This window comes from Collinsella aerofaciens (genome assembly GCF_901212495.1).
GTDB lineage: Bacteria > Actinomycetota > Coriobacteriia > Coriobacteriales > Coriobacteriaceae > Collinsella > Collinsella aerofaciens_H.
Genome location: NZ_CAAKNY010000019.1, coordinates 1 through 17,799, shown reverse-complemented (window position 1 = coordinate 17,799; position 17,799 = coordinate 1). Strand labels below are relative to the sequence as shown.

Here is a 17,799-nt window from a genome sequence, read left to right as displayed (position 1 = left end):
GCCTGAGCAATCAGCGCCGCCCCCGCGGGCCCATTACTCTCTGTTACTTCTTTAGCAGCCACAATAAAACTTACGTTCCTGTCCCCAGGAACCCCCCCCCCCATCTATGAATCCAAAAACCAATTAATTTGCCGGCGCAACGTCTCCCTTACGTTTTACTGGGCACGTCTAACGGAAGCAGCTCCCTAAAAGCGGAGTCGCCTTCGCCCACGTCTACCAGGCACCAGCGCTTATGACGGTCGATCTTTTTAACGCGGGCCTCTTGCCCCACAAGCGGGCCCTGCTCTATGTGCAGCACGCCGTCTTCTATGTGCGCAACGCTGTTGCGCACCACGCCGTCTTCGTCCAGCACGCTGCGGTACCAGTCCTGTGCGTCGTCCGGCATGGGCGCATAGGCCCGCTCCCTACTGCCGGCAATGCGGCAGCCAAAACTCAACTGGGCCAGGGCCCTATCGAGCATGGCGGCATCGCGCGTGGCGACGAAGAAGTATTCCTTGTACATGGGCTTGGTTTGGAGCGACCAGGCGCCGTCCCGCTTAAACCAGAACTCCTTTTGCATCACAAAAGCGTCCTGCATCAGCTCGTGCGGGATAATGCGGCGGACCTTTTCGCAGGTCTCGCGCTCTTTACCGTTGGGGGTGTGGACCAGATACCAGCGGACGCGGCCGTGCTCGCCTTTGGTTGCGGTGCCGCTAAAGGCACCGGGCAGCTGCTCTTGGCGCCGCATTGTCTGTTCCATCTCTCGCCCCCTTCCTTGCTCCGCGACACACGCGGATGCAGGGGCGTTAAGAACAGGCTTCTCGCTCGCAGCTAGGCGCAGTCGCAAAAGTACAGGTTTTTGTATCTTTCGACGTTGCTCATTATACGAGCAAACTGCTCGCGTTTTCCCAGATTGCACAAAATGCGCCGCGAATGGGTGTATCTCCATACGCCTCTACAAAAACCTGTACCTTTTTGCACAACAAAAAAGCCGCTCTAACCAGCGGCTTTTCTTCTATAGACAACAAAAAAGGCGACCGCCCTATAGGACGATCGCCTTTGTTAATTCTAATATTGTTTGTGCTAGGCGCGAGTCTTGATCTCCTCGAGCACCTTGGCCACAAACTCGCCAACGCTCATCTGAACGGTCTCGTTGGAGCGGTCGCGGACGGAGATGTTGCCGGCCTCGACCTCCTTCTCGCCCAGGATGAGCATGTAGGGCACGCGGTCGATGCTGCGGGCCTCGCGGATCTTGTAGCCGATCTTCTCGTCGCGGTCGTCGCAGACCACGCGGATGCCGGCCTCCTCCAGCTTGGCGCACACCTCGTGAGCGTAGTCGCGGCTCTTCTCGGAGACGGGAAGTGCCTTGACCTGCACGGGAGCCAGCCAAGTAGGGAACTTGCCCGCAAAGTGCTCAATCAGAATGCCGATGAAGCGCTCGATGGAGCCAAAGCACACGCGATGCAGCATGATGGGGCGCTTCTTGGTGCCGTCGGCGTCCACGTACTCCAGATCAAAGTTGAGCGGCATCTGGAAGTCGAGCTGCACGGTACCGCACTGCCAGGTACGACCGAGCGAATCCTCCAGGTGGAAGTCGATCTTGGGGCCGTAGAAGGCGCCGTCGCCCTCGTTGACCTCGTAGTCCATGCCCAACTTCTCCAGAGCGGCGCGCAGGCCCTCCTCGGCGCGAGCCCAGTCCTCGTCCGAACCCATGGAGTCCTCGGGGCGCGTGGAAAGCTCAACGTGATACTTAAAGCCAAACTTCTGGTACACGGAGTCGATGAGGTTGACCACGCCCACGATCTCGTCGGTCAGCTGGTCGGGACGCACAAACAGGTGGGCGTCGTCCTGGTTAAAGCAGCGCACGCGGAACAGCCCGTGCAGGGCGCCGCGCAGCTCGTGGCGGTGCACCAGGCCAATCTCGCCGGCACGGATGGGAAGCTCGCGGTAGGAGTGCGGCTTGGAGGCGTACACCAGCACGCCGCCCGGGCAGTTCATGGGCTTAATGCAGTACTCTTCGTCGTCAATGACGGTGGAGTACATGTTGTCCTTGTAGTGGTCCCAGTGGCCCGAGGTCTTCCACAGCTGCTTGTTCATGATGAGCGGCGTGGAGATCTCCACGTAGCCGGCCTTGTGGTGAATCTCGCGCCAGTAGTCCAGCAGCGTGTTCTTAAGGATCATGCCGTTGGGCAGGAAGAACGGGAAGCCGGGGGCCTCGTCGCGCATCATAAAGAGGTCCATCTCGCGGCCGATCTTGCGGTGGTCGCGCTTCTTGGCCTCCTCCAGCATGTGCAAGTGCTCGTCGAGCTCTTCCTTGGTGGCAAAGGCGACGCCGTTGATGCGGGTGAGCATCTTGTTGTCCTTGTCGCCCTTCCAGTAGGCGCCCGAGACGCCGGTGAGCTTAAAGGCCTTCAGCGCCTTGGTGTAGCAGATGTGAGGGCCGACGCACATGTCGATGTAGTCGCCCTGCTGGTAGAAGGTGATGCGGGCGTCGTCGTCCAGGTCGCCGATGTGCTCGACCTTGTACTTCTCGCCGCGCTCTTCCATAAGGGCGATGGCCTCGGCGCGGGGCTTCTCGTACACGGTGAACTTGAGGTTCTCCTTGACGATCTTTTTCATCTCGGCCTCGATCGCGGGGAAATCGTCCTCGCTGATCTTAACGCCCTCGGGCAGGTCGACGTCGTAGTAGAAGCCGTTGTCGGTCGCGGGGCCGTAGGCAAAGTCGGCCTCGGGGTACAGGCGCTTGATGGCCTGCGCCATGATGTGCGCGGCGGAGTGTCGGATGACGTGCGTGACCTCGTCCTGCGGGAGCTCGGCCACCGAACCGTCATTGTAGAGTGCCTTCATGGGTATGTTTTCTCCTCTCGGATGCCTGGTGTACAAGTGCGGACGCCCGGCGCTGGTATGGCGCTTGGTGGGCGCGGCGTTTTTGACTTGCATCATTATAGGCAGGTTACCTTGGTATACAAGCGCCCGCCGCACCTTAATGGCACGGCGGGCGATTTTTTACGCATGCTTCATCGTGTGGGGTGGGGTGTGGGGCGCGCGTGCGGCTTGCGTGTGGCGCCCGTGGTGCGCCCGCGGCTTGCGGCCAGCCCGGCGATGGATGCGTTACTGGATACGAGTTCGGCAGTAGGGGCAGACCTTCCAGTGCGCGTCGAGCGGGCGATGGCAGCTGGGGCACACGTTGCGAACCTGGGTGTCGCACACCGGGCACACGACAAAGTCCTTCTCGATGGGCGCGCCGCACTGCGGGCAGGTGCCGTACTGGGCAAGCTGGCGCTCGCGCAGGGCCATGTCCAGCTCCTGCTCCTCGCGGTCGGCCGCGTAGGAGTGCGGGCGCAGGACCAGGTAGGCGATGAGGCCCACAAACGGGATCAGGGCGATGATGCCCCATGCCACGTAGGAGCTGGCGCCGCGGCGGCGAGCATCGATGAACACATAGACGACCGACAGCACGTACAGGGCGATGATAAAGCCCACGAAGGCATAGATGACGCCCATAAGCTGCGGCGACATGAGCTCGGAGATATACTTGGACATTGAGGTGTACCTTTCGGAAAATTTACAGCTCGGTCAAGTTTACCACGGGGTTTGTTTATATGGGACCACGGCCGGGTACGGGGCTGGCGTGGACACAAACATCTCAATCTGTAACATCTGGAACCCAAATCCTCGTCTAACTGTTACAGACTGAGACAAAGGAAAACATCCAGGCCGAATGTCTCAATCTGTAACAACTACTCAAGAAAATCGGCTCCAGATGTTACAAATCGAGATAAACGGGTAAGCCGCCAGCCAAACATCTCAATCTGTAACATCTGAGTCCCAAAATCTCCCCTTCCTGTTACAGATCGAGACAAAGGAAACCGTCCAAATCTAATGACTCAATCTGTAACAGTAACTGAGCAAAATGGACCCCAGATGTTACAGATCGAGACAAACGGATGACCCGTTTGGCAAACATCTAAATCTGTAACACTTAGACCCCAAAATGGCCCCTAGTTGTTACAGATCGAGACAGAAGAATCCCTCCCCGACTTCAATCTCAATCTGTAACATCTGGAACCCAAATCCCCGTCTAACTGTTATAGATCGAGACGAACGGTTGCCGTGATTGTCGGCAGACGAGGTTGTCGACGTTGCTGGGTCTCCCCTCGCCTGCCGTTGGCGGATGCTGCGGGGCTGTTCGCCGCATTGCCGCCGCACTGGGGGTGTGCAGACCGTAGGATAGTCCTATTGACAGCCTGTCAACTCGTCTGGGAGGCACTGTGACGGAAACGTTTGATATCGCGATTGTGGGCGCGGGCATCACCGGGTGCGCCATCGCGCGGCAGCTCGCGCGCTATGACCTGTCCATTTGTGTGGTCGAGGCGGCCAACGATGTCGCCCTAGGCGCATCGAAGGCCAACGGCGGCCTGGTGCACGCCGGCTACGATCCGGCGCCGGGCACGGTAAAGGCCCAGGTCAACGCCCGTGGTTGCGAGCTGTATGGCACCTGGGCCCAGGAGCTGGGCTTTATGTTTTGCCGAACCGGGTCGATGGTGCTGGGCTTCAACGATGAAGACCGCGCGCACCTGGAGCAGCTGCGCAGCAATGGCCTTGCCAACGGCGTGCCCAAGCTTTCGATTATCGGCCCCGAGCGCATCCACGAGCTGGAACCGCGCGCCAGCGCCGACGCAACATGCGCGCTGTGGTGCCCCTCGACCGGTTTTGTCGATCCATTTGAGGTCGCCATCGCCGCACTGGAGAACGCCGTGGCCAACGGTGTGACGTTTATGCGCTCCGCACCGGTGGAAGCGATTGAGGTTACTGACGGCGAGGCTACCGACGGGGATGCGCGCTTTACGCTGGCGACCTCCGCTGGCGACGTGCGCTGCCGCTATCTGATCAACGCCGCGGGCAACGGTGCCGCGAGCATCTCGCATATGGCCGGCGCCGAGGAGTTCCAGATGGTCTGGCGCCAGGGCAACATCGTGGTACTGGACAAGGAGCCGCGCGCGCTCATGCCGCTCTACCCCGTGCCGACGCCGGTGTCGAAGGGCGTTATCGTGACGGGCACTGTGCATGGCAACACCGTGATTACCGCGACCGCTGCCGTGCGCGAGCCGGGCGACACACAGACTTATGCGAGCGATGTGAACGCGCTGCTGACCGGCGCGCGCAAGCTGGTTCCCGATCTGGACACGCGCCGCGTGGTGCGCGCATTTGCCGGCGGGCGTCCGGTCATTCAGGGAACGAACGACTTCTTTATTGGCCAGTCCGCCGTGGTGCCGGGGCTGTTTCAGGCGGCGGGCATTCAGTCGCCAGGCGTGGCGAGCGCGCCGGCCATTGCCGAGCGCATGGAGCTTGTGATGCGTGAGGCGGGCGTGGAGCTGCACGAGCGGGCTGACTGGAACCCAATTCGCCGCGCGCCGGATGACTTTGACCGCGCACCGCTGGCGGGCAAGAAGGAGCTCATTGAGTCCGATCCCGCGTGGGGGCAGATCGTCTGCCGCTGCGAGACGGTGCCCGATGCCGAGATTGTGGCCGCTATTCGACGCCGCCCGGGTACGGTTTCGGTCGAGGGCGTCAAACGCCGCTGTCGCGCGGGCATGGGCCGCTGCCAGAGCGGCTTTTGCCAGAGCCGTGTTGTGGCGATCCTGGCGCGCGAGCTAGGCTGCGACCCTAGCGAGGTGCTGTTTGAGGACACTGGCTCGTGGCTCGTTGAGGGACCTTTGAAGGGGGTGCGCTAGGATGGCGACGTTTGATATACGCGACGGGCGCGCAGAGACCGAAGCTACCGAGGCGGTGCAGACGCAGGCGTTCGACGTGGTCGTCATCGGAGGAGGACCTGCCGGCATGGCGGCCGCACTTGCCGCGCACAAAGCAGACGCGCGCGTGGCCATCGTGGAACGCGAGCAGCACCTGGGCGGCATCCTGCGCCAGTGCATCCACCCCGGCTTTGGCCTTTCGCACTTTAAGCAGGAGCTCACCGGCCCCGAGTATGCGCAGCGCTTTATCGACCAGGTGCGCACGACCGACATCGCGCTGTTCTTGGACAGCATGGTAATAGGGGTTGATTCGGGCGAGTCCACGGAAGACACCGCCGTCCATACCGTCACGCTCATGAACCCCACCGGCATGTTGCTGCTCACCGGGCGCGCGGTCGTCCTTGCCATGGGTTGCCGCGAGCGCACGCGCAGCGAGATCAAGATTCCTGGCAGTCGTCCCACCGGCGTGTTTACGGCCGGCCTGGCGCAGCGATACATCAATATCGAAAACCTCAAACCCGGCTCGCAAGCCGTCATTTTGGGCTCGGGCGACATCGGGCTGATCATGGCGCGCCGCTGCACGCTCGAGGGGATTTCCGTCGAGGGCGTGTACGAGCTCATGCCGTACGCCAACGGTCTGCGCCGCAATGTGAAAAACTGCCTGGATGACTTTGGCATTCCGCTGCACCTGTCTACCACGGTCACGCGCGTGATCGGGCACGACCGCGTGGAAGCCGTCGAAGTAAGCCAGGTCGACGAGCACCTGGCACCCATTCCGGGGACCGAGCGCGTTGTTCCGTGCGACACGCTGCTGCTTTCGGTGGGCCTAATCCCCGAGAACGAGCTTTCGGTTGCCGCGGGCGTGGAGCTGGACCCGCGCACGCGCGGCGCCGTGGTGAACCAGAGTCTGCAGACGGGCGTGCCGGGCATCTTTGCCTGCGGCAACGTGCTGCACGTGCACGACTTGGCAGACAACGTGACGACCGAGTCCGAACGCGCCGGTGCAGCCGCGGCGGCGTGGGCGTTGGGGGCTGTCGGCACCGCGGCGGGAGTGGCGGACGCGGGGTGCGAGCTCACAGTCTCCCCCGCCGGCATCGCAGGCTACGCACTGCCGGGCCGCATTACAGCTGTGGCACTCACCAAACTCAACTTCCGCGTACGCCGACCGGTCGACGCCGCCCGCGTGCGCATTCTGGCAGGCGATGAAGAACTGTTTGCAGGCAAGGTCCGCCCGTTTAAACCGAGCGTAATGGAGAGCTTCCCGCTACCGGCGAAAATCATCCAGCAAGCGCTCGACCTGGGCGCCAACGAGATAGTCCTGTCCGTCGATCCTGTTGAGGAGGCATAGCTCATGAGCACGAATGTGACCGAGACGCTGCAGTTCAACTGCACCACCTGCCCATCCGAATGCCTCCTGACCGTGGAGGTAGAGCGTGACGCAGACGGCGCCGTGGTAGAGGTGCGCTCCGTAACCGGCAACAACTGCCCGCGCGGCGATACGTTCGCGCATCAGGAGCTCACCTGCCCCATGCGCGTACTCACCACTACCGTGGCCGTATCCGGCGGCGATGAGGCCCTGCTCCCCGTGCGCACGGCCGAAGCCATCCCGCTCGAACTTCACGCCCAGGCGATGGACCTCATCCGCGGCGTGGTCGTCGACGCCCCCATCCGCATGGGCGACGTCATGCTAGAGAACCTCCTAGACATCAACATCAACCTCATCGCCAGCATGGACATCGACCAAGCCTAAGTAGTCATTTTGGGACGGGGCTCTTTTAACTACCCCACCATCCACCCCATCCCCTCTTCAGTTGCGGTGAAATAGTTCCTGATTTCCAACAAAACCCCGGCATCCAGAAACTATTCCACCGCAACTATCCATGGAAATTGGTATTTAGCTTGTGCCTACTTTAGTGCTATTTCAAAACCACCCCGGTTTACGGGGCCAAATCGAGAGCCCCTATCCATACAGGCAAATACTCAATTTCGATAAGCCGTCTACCTGCGGTTTTATTATCGTTATATAAACCATGGTCGGTCAAACCAAATCCGACGCCGTAATCCAGCATAGTTTTGACGGAAGTTCATTTGAGACGGGGCTCTTTTAGCTACTTTTGCCTGCACGCTTGCTAGGCTGGACATGCCAAGGAGTGTCCCAAAGTGCCGGCATAAAAGGAACGTCCCCAACTGCCAGGCATGGGATACCATGGTGGCAACCTAACGAAAGGACGATGTATGGCACATGTCGATTACCAGCGAGTGGCGCGCGTGCTCGATGCGCTCGAGGCTCAGCACCCTGGCGCACAGCTGCTCGTGAATGACCCATGGTCGATTTATTACCTGACCGGCTTTTATGCCGATATGTTCGAGCGTTTTTGCGGCGTGCTGCTCGCACGCGATGCCGAGCCCGTGATCTTGATCAACTCTTTGCATCAGCTGCCCGAGTATGACAATGCTCGAGTCGCATATCACGCCGATACTGACGTCGTGACCGACGCCATCGCACGCGAGGTCGAGCCGACTAAGCCGCTCGGCATCGATACCGTTATGCGCTCCGGCTTTTTGATGCCCCTTATGGATCGTCACGCCGCAAGCGAGTTCTTCCTGGGCGACTTTGCCGTCACCGCCGCACGCACCCACAAGGATACCGCCGAGCAGGAGCTCATGCGCGTGTCCTCGGCCGCCAACGACGCCGTGATGGCCGATGCCATCAAGCTCGTTCACGAGGGCGTGACTGAGCGCGAAATTGCCGAGCAGATGCTCGGTCTGTATCGCAAGCATGGCTGCGAGGGCTTTAGCTTTCCGCCAATCGTGAGCTTTGGCGCCAACGCCGGCGACCCGCATCACGAGCCCGACGACACCACGCTCAGGCGCGGCGACGTGGTGCTATTCGACATTGGCGGACGCTATCGCAACTACTGCTCGGACATGACACGCACATTCTTTTGGGGCGAGCCGGACGAGGAGACGATACACATCTACGACATCGTGCGCCGCGCCAACGAGGCCGCAGAGGCGCTCATCGCCCCGGGCGTGCGCATGTGCGACCTGGACCGCGCCGCGCGCGACGTGATTGAGGACGCTGGCTACGGCAAGTACTTCACGCATCGCCTGGGCCACTCGATCGGCCTGCAGGACCACGAGCCAGGCGACGTTTCCCTTGTCAACGAGCAGATCGTAGAGCCTGGCATGACGTTCTCTATCGAGCCGGGCACCTACCTCCCCGGCCGCACCGGCGTCCGCATAGAGGACCTGGCCTTGGTTACCGAGTCCGGCGTCGAGATTCTCAACGCCTACCCCCACGATCCGGTCCGCCTAGACTAACCCCCTCCCAATAGTCCCCCAGTAAGTTGCGGTGGAATAGTTCTCAGATTGGCCCACAGAGGCATAATCCAGGAACTATTCCACCGCAACTGCCATGGGGCCAAGTCGACCAATTTGACAGTCTAGAGATGCGCCACGAAAACGGGCTATCTACTACGTTTAACCCGCATGGGTCGACCATTCGGGTATTTTTTGAAAGTCGGCAAGCATTCTACCTGCGGTTTTAATTTCACAAGTCTCGGCGTGGTCGAGGGCAGTCGATTAAACGTAGTAAATAGGCTCATTTCGTGGCGAGCAGGTCAACTCGGGGCACGGGGCAGCTAATTTGGCTAGCGCAGCAGGACGGCAACTTCGCCGGCTAGGGTGATGGTGCCGGCGGCTACGAAGGGCTCGTCGGCGGCATCGAAAGCGGCGAGGGCCTCGGACACGCTGGGGTAAACGCCCGTAAGCTTGTCGGCGTCCACCAGAGCAGCGAGTTCCTCTGCCGGTAGGGCGCGATCAGAATCAGTCTGGGTCACGACCACGCGGGGGAAGGCCGGGATCAGCACATCAACGATACCTGCCACGTCCTTGTCGGCTAGCGCGGCGCATAACAGCGTGGGGCGATTCTTCACGCACGGATCGATCTCGTCCAGCGCGCTCACAAAGTTCTCGCAGCTCTGTGGGTTATGGCAGGCGTCGATCAGCTTGAGCGGATTGGTTCCCAGCACATCAAAGCGACCCGGCGTGGGGCAGCCCATAAGCGAAGCATCAAGCGCGTCATGGTCGAGCTCGCGACCCAGATAGCCCTCGCACAGCACAATCGCACACGCAGCATTCTGCGGCTGATAGGCCGGCTTGACCATGCTCGACGTATAGATTGCGCGCGGCGTGGTACAGCTGAACTCAACCGTATCGCCCACATGCGCCGGCACCTTGGTCGTGGAGTGGCTCACCACTAACGGCACCACACCGCACTCACGGCAGCGAGCATCCATCACGCGCTGAACGCTCGCTTCGTGCGTACCCTCACCCAGCACAACCAGACGTCCGGGCTTGATGACCGCGGCCTTCTCCCTCGCAATGGCCTCGAGCGTGTCGCCCAGGATGCGCATGTGGTCGAGGCCGATACCCGTAATGGCAACGGCGACGGGATTGGTCGCACTCGTGGCGTCCCAACGGCCGCCCATGCCAACCTCGAGCACGGCAACATCTACCGCGGCCTCGGCAAACACCACCAGCGCGGCAGCCGTCAGCAGGTCAAACGGCGTGATGGTATAGGAGCGCTCCCCCGCCGCCACACGACGAGCATTCACGCGATGCCCCGCCTCGACGGCGGCAGAAACGCCACGGGCAAACGCCTCATCGCTCACGACGCGCCCATCGACCTCCATGCGCTCGGGATAACGCACCAACTGCGGCGACGTATACAGCGCGGTCTTTAACCCCTCACCACGCAAGATGGCAGCCGAAAAACGTGTGGTCGAAGTCTTGCCATTGGTACCGGCAACCTGAATGCAATCGAAAAACTCGTCCGGGCGTCCCAGCTCATCGAGCATATCGACAACCGTCTCAAGCAGAGGCCCAGCATCCCCAGAAATCCGCCCCGTATCAGCAGCAAGCCCCAGAGCCTCACCAAACGAAAGCAACTCAAACTCAAAAGGAACGGTATACAAGCCAGAACGCTTAGGCATTTTCAGAACCGCCATTCATAGAAAAATAAAACAGTATAGGTTAAGGATAGTCAGCGAAAACGCCTCTGATGAGCCAAGGTGCCGTGAAACAAGGGCGCATAGGGCTTATGCCCATGCGCCCGAAGTTGAACGGCAGATTGGCCATCAGAGGCGTTTGCAGCGTCGAGCCAGCCGCCGTTCGTTAGAACGGCGGAATAGGTGTCCGCAGCGGAGAGCAAAGCGTCGGGACGCGCCCCCAGTACCGCCTACGAGAAGTCAGCAACCTGAGCAGTCAGCGCCGCCAGGATCTCCTTGAGCTCAGCCGCACGGTCCCTCTTTTTCTGGACCACCGCGGGCGCGGCCTTAGCCACAAAGCCCTCGTTGGCGAGCGTCTTCTCGCAGCCGGCGAGCTCCTTCTGAGCCACGGCGATCTCCTTCTCCAGGCGCGCCTTCTCGGCCGAAAGGTCAACCTTGCCCTCGAGCACCACAAAGACCTCGACGCCGCTATCGACCACGGCGATGCTCGCAGCCGGCTTCTCAACGTCGGTGCCCATAACCAGCGAAGCCGTGTTGGCCAGCGGCTCAATCGTCGAGCGCAGGCTCTCGAGCTTCTCGATGTCCTCGGCAGCGGCACGCACGACCACGTCAAGCTCGGCCTTGGGGCTCAAGCGATAGCGTGAACGCGTGGCGCGGGCAGCGGAAACGACGGTACGGCACAGCTCAAACGCGCGCTCGGCGGGCTCGTCGACATACTTGGCGTAGTCGGCGGGCTCGGGCCACTTGGCGATCATGAGCGCCTCGGAGCGGTCAACGTTGCCCTCGGCGTCCAGGTCAAGCACGCTCGCCGGCATGTTATCCCAGATCTCCTCGGTGACAAACGGCATAAGCGGGTGCATCAGGCGAATGGAGGTGTCGAGCACAAAAATCAGGTTGCGCTGCGCCTGCAGACGGCCCTCGCCCTTCAGGCGGGCCTTGGTGACCTCGACGTACCAGTCGCAGACCTCGTTCCAGAAGAACTGCTGCACGCCGCGGGCCATGTCGCCAAAGGTGTAGTTCTCGATACCCTCGGTGACCATCTTCACGGCCTTGGCCAGGCGGCTGAACATCCAGGCGTCGGCCGGCGTCTCCACGACAGGCTCGCCGGGCGTGTAGCCCTCCATGTTCATGAGCAGGAAGCGGCTGGCGTTCCAGATCTTGGTCACAAACGACTTGGCCTGGTCGGTACGCGGGCTGTCAATAAGCTTCTTGGTCTTCTTGTCGATGTTCGCGTCGAACTTGACGTCCTGGTTGTTGGTGCACAGCGTGAGCAGGTTGTAGCGCATGGCATCGGCGCCGTACATGCCAATGAGATCCATGGGGTCAACGCCGTTGCCCTTGGACTTGGACATGCGACTGCCGTCCTTGGCAAGGATCGTCGGGTAGATGACGACGTCCTTAAACGGCACCTCGTCCAGGAAGTACAGCGAGCTCATGACCATGCGGGCGACCCACAGAGCGATGATGTCGCGCGCGGTGACGAGCGCCGTCGTGGGGTGATGGCCCTCGAGCAGCTCCGGCTTTTGCGGCCAGCCCTGCGTGGCGAAGGTCCACAGCTGCGAGCTGAACCAGGTGTCCAGCACGTTCTCGTCCTGGTGCACGTGATGGCCGCCACACTTGGGACACACGTCGGTGTCCTCGGTCAGGGCGTCCTCCCAGCCACAGTCCTCGCAGTAGAACACGGGAATGCGGTGGCCCCACCACAGCTGACGGCTGATGCACCAGTCCTTAAGATTCTCCATCCAGGTGGTGTAGGTCTGCGTCCAGCGCGCGGGGTGGAAGGTGACCTTGTCGGAGTTGACGGCGTCGAGCGCCGGCCCCTTGAGCTTATCGACGGCCACAAACCACTGCTCGGACAGCCACGGCTCCAGGGCGGAGTCGCAACGGTAGCAGTGCATGACGGAGTGGTCGAGCTCCTCGACGTGGTCGAGCAGACCGTGCTCGTCGAACCACTTAACGACGGCTTCGCGGCACTCGTCGCGGTTCATGCCGGTGAACTCGCCGTAGCCCTCGACGACCACCGCGTGCTCGTCGAAGATGTTGATCTGCGGCAGGTCGTGGGCCTGACCCATGGCATAGTCGTTGGGGTCGTGAGCCGGGGTGACCTTGACAAAGCCGGAGCCAAAGTTGGCATCGACATGATAGTCGGAGAAGATGGGAATCTCACGGTTGACGATCGGCAGCATGACGGTCTTACCCACAAAGGCGGCCTTCTCGGGATCCTTCGGAGAGACGGCGACGCCCGTGTCGCCGAGCATGGTCTCGGGGCGCGTGGTGGCGACGACGATATAGTCCTGGCCGTTGACCGGCTCGGTCAGCGGATAGCGCAGGTGCCACAGGTGGCCCTTCTCGTCCTTGTACTCGGCCTCGTCGTCCGAGATGGCGGTGGTGCAGTTGGGGCACCAGTTGACGATGCGCTTGCCGCGATAGATCAGGCCGTCATGATACCAGTCGCAGAAGACCTTGCGCACGGCCTGGGCATAGTCCTCATCCATGGTGAAGCGCTCGTTGTCGAAGTCAACAGAGCAGCCCATGCGCTTGATCTGCTCGACGATGATACCGCCGTACTCGTGGGTCCAGTCCCAGCAGGCGTCGACAAACTTGTCGCGACCGATCTCCAGGCGGCTGATGCCCTCGCTCTTGAGCTTCTTGTCGACCTTGGTCTGCGTGGCGATACCGGCATGGTCGGTGCCCAGCACCCAGCGCGTGGACTTGCCGCGCATGCGGGCCATACGGACAATGGCGTCCTGGATGGAGTCATCGGTGGCGTGGCCCATGTGGAGCTTGCCGGTCACGTTGGGAGGCGGAATGGTGACGGTGCAGTCGCCCACACCCTCGCGGCGCTTGTAGTAGCCGCCGTCGAGCCACTTCTGCAGGATCGCCGGCTCGTTGGTCGACGGATCGTAGTTCTTGGGCATTTCTTCCATATATCTCTCCCTGTCCCGCCGGCATGTCCGCCTGCTTGGTTTCGCTCGGTCAGGTCCTGGCTCGCACGAAGAGCACATTTAGTGCTCTTCGGCTCGTGCGGAATCTACGAAAACCAAGCAGGCGGACACGCCTTAGGTATCGATTACTTCAGTCTGAAGGTACTAACTTGACAATCTCACAGAATAGCACAGGCATACCTGCCGAAAAGGGACAGGTTTATTCTGGTAGGTTTTATCAGGGGAAACGACATTTACCCATATAAAACCGACCAAAATAAACCTGTCCCTAAATGGCAGGCCCCGCGGTGGTTGCCGCGGGGCCTGGATTCAAGCTATTTACCGCAGATGCGTTGGGGCTGTTCTTCGCCCTTGACGGAGGCTTCGGTTACGACGACGCGCTCGACGCCCTCCTCGCTGGGGAGGTCGAACATCGTCTGCTGCAGCACGTCCTCGCAGATAGCGCGCAGGCCGCGGGCGCCGGTCTTGCGGGCAAGCGCCATACGGGCGATCTCGTGCAGGGCGGCGTCGTCAAACTCAAGATCGACGTCCTCGAGCTGGAACATCTTGCGGTACTGGCGCACCACGGCGTTTTTGGGCTCGGTCAGAATCGAGACCAGGTCGTCCTCGTCGAGCGCCTGCGTCTGGGTCACGACGGGCGTACGGCCCACGAACTCGGGAATCATGCCAAAGGCGTTGAGGTCTTGCGGGAGCACCTGACGCAGCAGGTCGTTCTCGTCGACCGAGGTGGGGCCGGCGATCTCGGAGTTAAAGCCCACGCCCTTGTTGCCCACGCGATCGGCAATGATCTTATCCAGACCCACAAAGGCACCGCCGCAGATGAACAGGATGTTCGTCGTGTCGATCTGCAGCAGCTCCTGTTGGGGATGCTTGCGGCCGCCGGTGGGCGGAACGCTGGCCACCGTGCCCTCAAGGATCTTAAGCAGTGCCTGCTGAACGCCCTCGCCCGAAACATCACGGGTAATGGAGAGGTTCTCGGCCTTGCGAGCGATCTTGTCGATCTCGTCCACGTAGATGATGCCCACCTGCGCGCGCTCAATGTCGCCATCGGCAGCGTTGATGAGCTTGAGCAGAATGTTCTCAACGTCCTCGCCAACGTAGCCAGCCTCGGTGAGCGCGGTGGCGTCGGCGATGGCAAACGGCACCTCGAGGATGCGCGCGAGCGTCTGGGCCAGCAGCGTCTTACCGGTACCGGTGGGGCCGAGCAGCAAAATATTGGACTTGGCGAGCTCCACCTCGTCCATATCGTCATCAAACTGGGCGTCCATGCCCGATGCCTCGTCTAAGGCGGATACCGCGGCACCGCCCTCGATCACGCGACGGTAGTGGTTGTACACGGCCACCGACATGGCGCGCTTGGCGTCCTCCTGGCCCATAACATAGGCCGAAAGCTCGTCATAGATCTCGTGCGGCGTCGGCACGTGCGTGATGACCTGACGGTCGTCCTCGAGCTCAAAGCCCTCGGCCTCGGGGTCAACGGCGGGCTGGGACGCAGCCTGGCCGTGGTCGTTGAGGAAACCCGGCAGTTTGCCGTTGCGGGCGGCGTCCATAAAGTCCGAAGCCAGCGACTCCTCAAGGATCTCGGAGCAGGCGGCGACGCACTCGTCGCAGATAAAGATGTTAGTCGGACCCTTTACGAGGCGGCGAACCTGTCCCTGCTCTTTCCCGCAGAAGGAGCAGCGGATGGAGTTGCCGTTCTCGTCGAAGTTGTCCTGCATGTTACCTGCCATCCTAGGCGTCCTTCGCGGCGAGATCGCGCGAGGTGACGATACGATCGATCAGGCCGTAGTCGAGGGCCTCGGCAGCGGTCAGGTAGTTGTCGCGCTCGGTATCGGCCTGGACTTTCTCGATGGGCTGGCCCGAGGCGTCGGACAGGATCTGGTTGAGCTCGCGACGGGTCTTCTTGATCTCCTCGGCCACGATTTCGATCTCGGTCTGCTGGCCCTGGGCACCGCCGCTGGGCTGGTGAATCATGACCTTGGAGTGCGGCAGGCAGAAGCGCTTGCCCTTGGCGCCGGCCGAAAGCAGCACGGCGGCCATAGACGCGGCCATACCGACGCAGATGGTGGAAACCTGCGGCTTAATGAAGTTCATGGTGTCCAGAATCGCCAGACCGGAGTAGACCTCGCCGCCGGGCGAATTGATGTAGAGCGAGATATCCTTCTCGGCATCCTGACTTTCAAGATGCAGCAGCTGGGCAACGACCAGGTTGGCGCTGACGGAGTTAATCTCCTCGCCCAGGAAGATGATGCGGTCGTTGAGCAGGCGCGAATAGATGTCGTAGCTGCGCTCGCCGCGCGGCGTCTGCTCGATAACGTATGGCACGAGGGCGGAATCGAACTTAGCGATCATACGCATCTCCATTTCTCTTACGGACCAATAGTGGTTCTAGACAAACGTACGGTGCCCGCATGCTATGCATTAGCTGGCACCGTACGAAGCAACCGGATAACCGGCTTATAACTTTACCCCATCATGGGCGCATCCATGCGCTCGCGGGAAAGGCGGCGAGAATTACTCAGCGTCCTTGGCGGTCTCGTCGACCTCGGTCACCTTGGCGTTCTCGACCAGGTGATCGACGGCCTTGGAGCGACGGATGGACTCACGGACGGCAGGCATGCGGCCATCGGCAATGAACTCGGCCTTGGAAGCCTCGACGTCCTTGACGCCGGCCTTCTCGAACTCGGCGTTGATGTCGTCCTCGGTGACCTCGATCTTGAGCTCACGGGCGAGAGCGTCGAGCGCCAGGGACTCACGGGCAACGTCGTTGGCCTGCTTGTGCAGGTCCCCGACGAACTGCTCCATGGTCAGGCCGGAAGCGGGCAGCCAGGTGTCCAGCGTCATGCCGCGAGCAGAAAGGTTAGACAGGAAGTTCTGGCCGAGCTCCTCAAAGACGGACTGCTCGTAGTCGGCGTCCATCTCGTCGAGCTGCAGGCGCTCGGCGAGAGCGGAGACGCAACGGTTCTCCTTCTCGGCCGGCAGGCGGGAAGCCTTGTCCTGCTCGATCTCGAGCTTGATGGCGTCGCGCATGGCGTCGATGCTGTCGAAGCCAAAGTCGGACTTGACGAGCTCGTCGGTGAGCTCGGGGGTGTTGCGGACCTTGATGCCCTTGACGGTGACCTCGACGGTGTGGGTCTCGGCCTCCTCGCCCTCCTCGACCTCGTCGGTCCAGGTGACGGTCTTGACGTCGTCAACGTTGGCGCCGATCAGGGCCTCGTTGAGCTCGGCGGGGTTGCTGTCGCTGCCGGCGATGAGCATGCGGCCCTCGGCGGCGAAGTTATCGGCGTTCTCGACGGCCTTGAGGTCGACGGTCACGTAGTCGTCAGCCTCGACGGCGCGGCCCTCGACGTCCTCGAAGGTAGCGCGGTAGTTGAGGAGCATCTCGACCTGGTTGTCGATCTCGGACTCGGTGACCTCCGCGGGAGGCATCTCGATCTCGACGGCGTCGTAGGAGGAGAGCTCAGCGGCGGGACGCAGGGAGAACTCGACGGTGTAGGTGTAGTCCTCGTGATCCTTGGCGAGGTCGAGCTCCTTGTAGTCACCGTTCTTGGTGGGGACGATGTCCAGCTCGTTGAGGACGGTGGGCTCGTTGGCGGCGATCAGGTCGTTGGTGGCCTGAGCGAGGGTAGCCTCGGCGCCAAGTGCGGAGTCGATGACCGGACGGGGAGCCTTACCGGCGCGGAAGCCCGGGAAGCGGTACTTCTTGGCGGTGTCCTTGTAGGCCTTCTTGATCGCGGCGTCGACGTCGGCGGCCGGGATGGTGACCGTAGCGGTGAGCTTGGCGTCCTTGACGTCAGAAGCGGTGATGTTCAACACGTTCCTCCTCATACTGCCCAGCTTATCTGAGGTGCTGGTACCTTTATGCAACAAAGAGTCGCGACGGCGGGAACCGACGCAGGTGCGATGGTGCGGGCGAAAGGACTCGAACCTTCACGGGAATCCCACCAGAACCTAAATCTGGCGCGTCTACCAATTCCGCCACGCCCGCATGAGCGCACAGACTAGGAATGATAGCAGATATGAACGACAAGCGCACGCACACGTTTTTAGCTCACGACCTCACCACGAGTTACAGCGGAACAGGGTAGCTAATTTGGGACGGGGCTTTTT

The 17,799-nt window shown here is 61.3% G+C and carries 12 protein-coding genes and 1 tRNA gene; 4 read left to right on the top strand and 9 right to left on the bottom strand.

Annotated elements, in window-relative coordinates:
- Window positions 1–148: 148 nt before the first annotated feature.
- The 3 genes from SFLMC1_RS01615 to SFLMC1_RS01605 form a co-directional block, all read right to left on the bottom strand.
- On the bottom strand, window positions 149–739 hold the full coding sequence (locus SFLMC1_RS01615) for a hypothetical protein (protein WP_152073932.1): 591 nt from the start codon (window positions 737–739) through the stop codon (window positions 149–151).
- A 323-nt stretch (window positions 740–1,062) separates the two neighbouring features.
- Window positions 1,063–2,826, bottom strand: coding sequence for a threonine--tRNA ligase (gene thrS / locus SFLMC1_RS01610; RefSeq protein WP_152073933.1), 1,764 nt, complete (start codon window positions 2,824–2,826; stop codon window positions 1,063–1,065).
- A gap of 264 nt (window positions 2,827–3,090) precedes the next feature.
- Window positions 3,091–3,522, bottom strand: coding sequence for a double zinc ribbon domain-containing protein (locus tag SFLMC1_RS01605; protein ID WP_152073934.1), 432 nt, complete (start codon window positions 3,520–3,522; stop codon window positions 3,091–3,093).
- A gap of 728 nt (window positions 3,523–4,250) precedes the next feature.
- On the opposite strand from SFLMC1_RS01605, the gene SFLMC1_RS01600 reads away from it, so the two are divergent.
- The 4 genes from SFLMC1_RS01600 to SFLMC1_RS01585 all read left to right on the top strand — a co-directional run bounded on the left by SFLMC1_RS01600 (window position 4,251) and on the right by SFLMC1_RS01585 (window position 9,056).
- Window positions 4,251–5,714: an NAD(P)/FAD-dependent oxidoreductase gene (locus tag SFLMC1_RS01600; protein WP_152073935.1), complete on the top strand. Its 1,464-nt coding sequence runs from the start codon at window positions 4,251–4,253 to the stop codon at window positions 5,712–5,714.
- 1 nt (window position 5,715) lies between these two features.
- On the top strand, window positions 5,716–7,080 hold the full coding sequence (locus SFLMC1_RS01595; RefSeq protein ID WP_152073936.1) for an NAD(P)/FAD-dependent oxidoreductase: 1,365 nt from the start codon (window positions 5,716–5,718) through the stop codon (window positions 7,078–7,080).
- A 3-nt stretch (window positions 7,081–7,083) separates the two neighbouring features.
- Entirely contained in the window at window positions 7,084–7,482 is a 399-nt protein-coding gene (locus tag SFLMC1_RS01590; RefSeq protein WP_152073937.1) for a DUF1667 domain-containing protein, read from the top strand.
- A gap of 485 nt (window positions 7,483–7,967) precedes the next feature.
- Window positions 7,968–9,056 (top strand): M24 family metallopeptidase, encoded by a 1,089-nt coding sequence (locus SFLMC1_RS01585; protein ID WP_152073938.1) that lies wholly within the window; start codon window positions 7,968–7,970, stop codon window positions 9,054–9,056.
- Window positions 9,057–9,385: 329 nt separating this feature from the next.
- On the opposite strand, the gene SFLMC1_RS01580 is transcribed toward SFLMC1_RS01585, so the two are convergent.
- The 6 genes from SFLMC1_RS01580 to SFLMC1_RS01555 form a co-directional block, all read right to left on the bottom strand.
- Window positions 9,386–10,729 carry a bifunctional folylpolyglutamate synthase/dihydrofolate synthase gene (locus SFLMC1_RS01580; RefSeq protein WP_152073939.1) on the bottom strand — a complete coding sequence of 448 codons (1,344 nt, stop codon included), beginning with the start codon at window positions 10,727–10,729 and terminating at the stop codon, window positions 9,386–9,388.
- 245 nt (window positions 10,730–10,974) lie between these two features.
- On the bottom strand, window positions 10,975–13,671 hold the full coding sequence (locus tag SFLMC1_RS01575; RefSeq protein WP_152073940.1) for a valine--tRNA ligase: 2,697 nt from the start codon (window positions 13,669–13,671) through the stop codon (window positions 10,975–10,977).
- 332 nt (window positions 13,672–14,003) lie between these two features.
- Window positions 14,004–15,419 carry an ATP-dependent Clp protease ATP-binding subunit ClpX gene (clpX, locus tag SFLMC1_RS01570; protein WP_152073941.1) on the bottom strand — a complete coding sequence of 472 codons (1,416 nt, stop codon included), beginning with the start codon at window positions 15,417–15,419 and terminating at the stop codon, window positions 14,004–14,006.
- Between the two features lies 1 nt (window position 15,420).
- Window positions 15,421–16,041, bottom strand: coding sequence for an ATP-dependent Clp protease proteolytic subunit (locus SFLMC1_RS01565; protein WP_022095182.1), 621 nt, complete (start codon window positions 16,039–16,041; stop codon window positions 15,421–15,423).
- 162 nt (window positions 16,042–16,203) lie between these two features.
- The gene (gene tig, locus SFLMC1_RS01560) at window positions 16,204–17,505 is read right to left on the bottom strand and encodes a trigger factor (RefSeq protein ID WP_226814239.1); all 1,302 of its coding nucleotides are present in this window, start codon (window positions 17,503–17,505) and stop codon (window positions 16,204–16,206) included.
- A gap of 88 nt (window positions 17,506–17,593) precedes the next feature.
- A tRNA-Leu gene (locus SFLMC1_RS01555) sits at window positions 17,594–17,677 on the bottom strand.
- Between the last annotated feature and the right edge of the window lie 122 nt (window positions 17,678–17,799).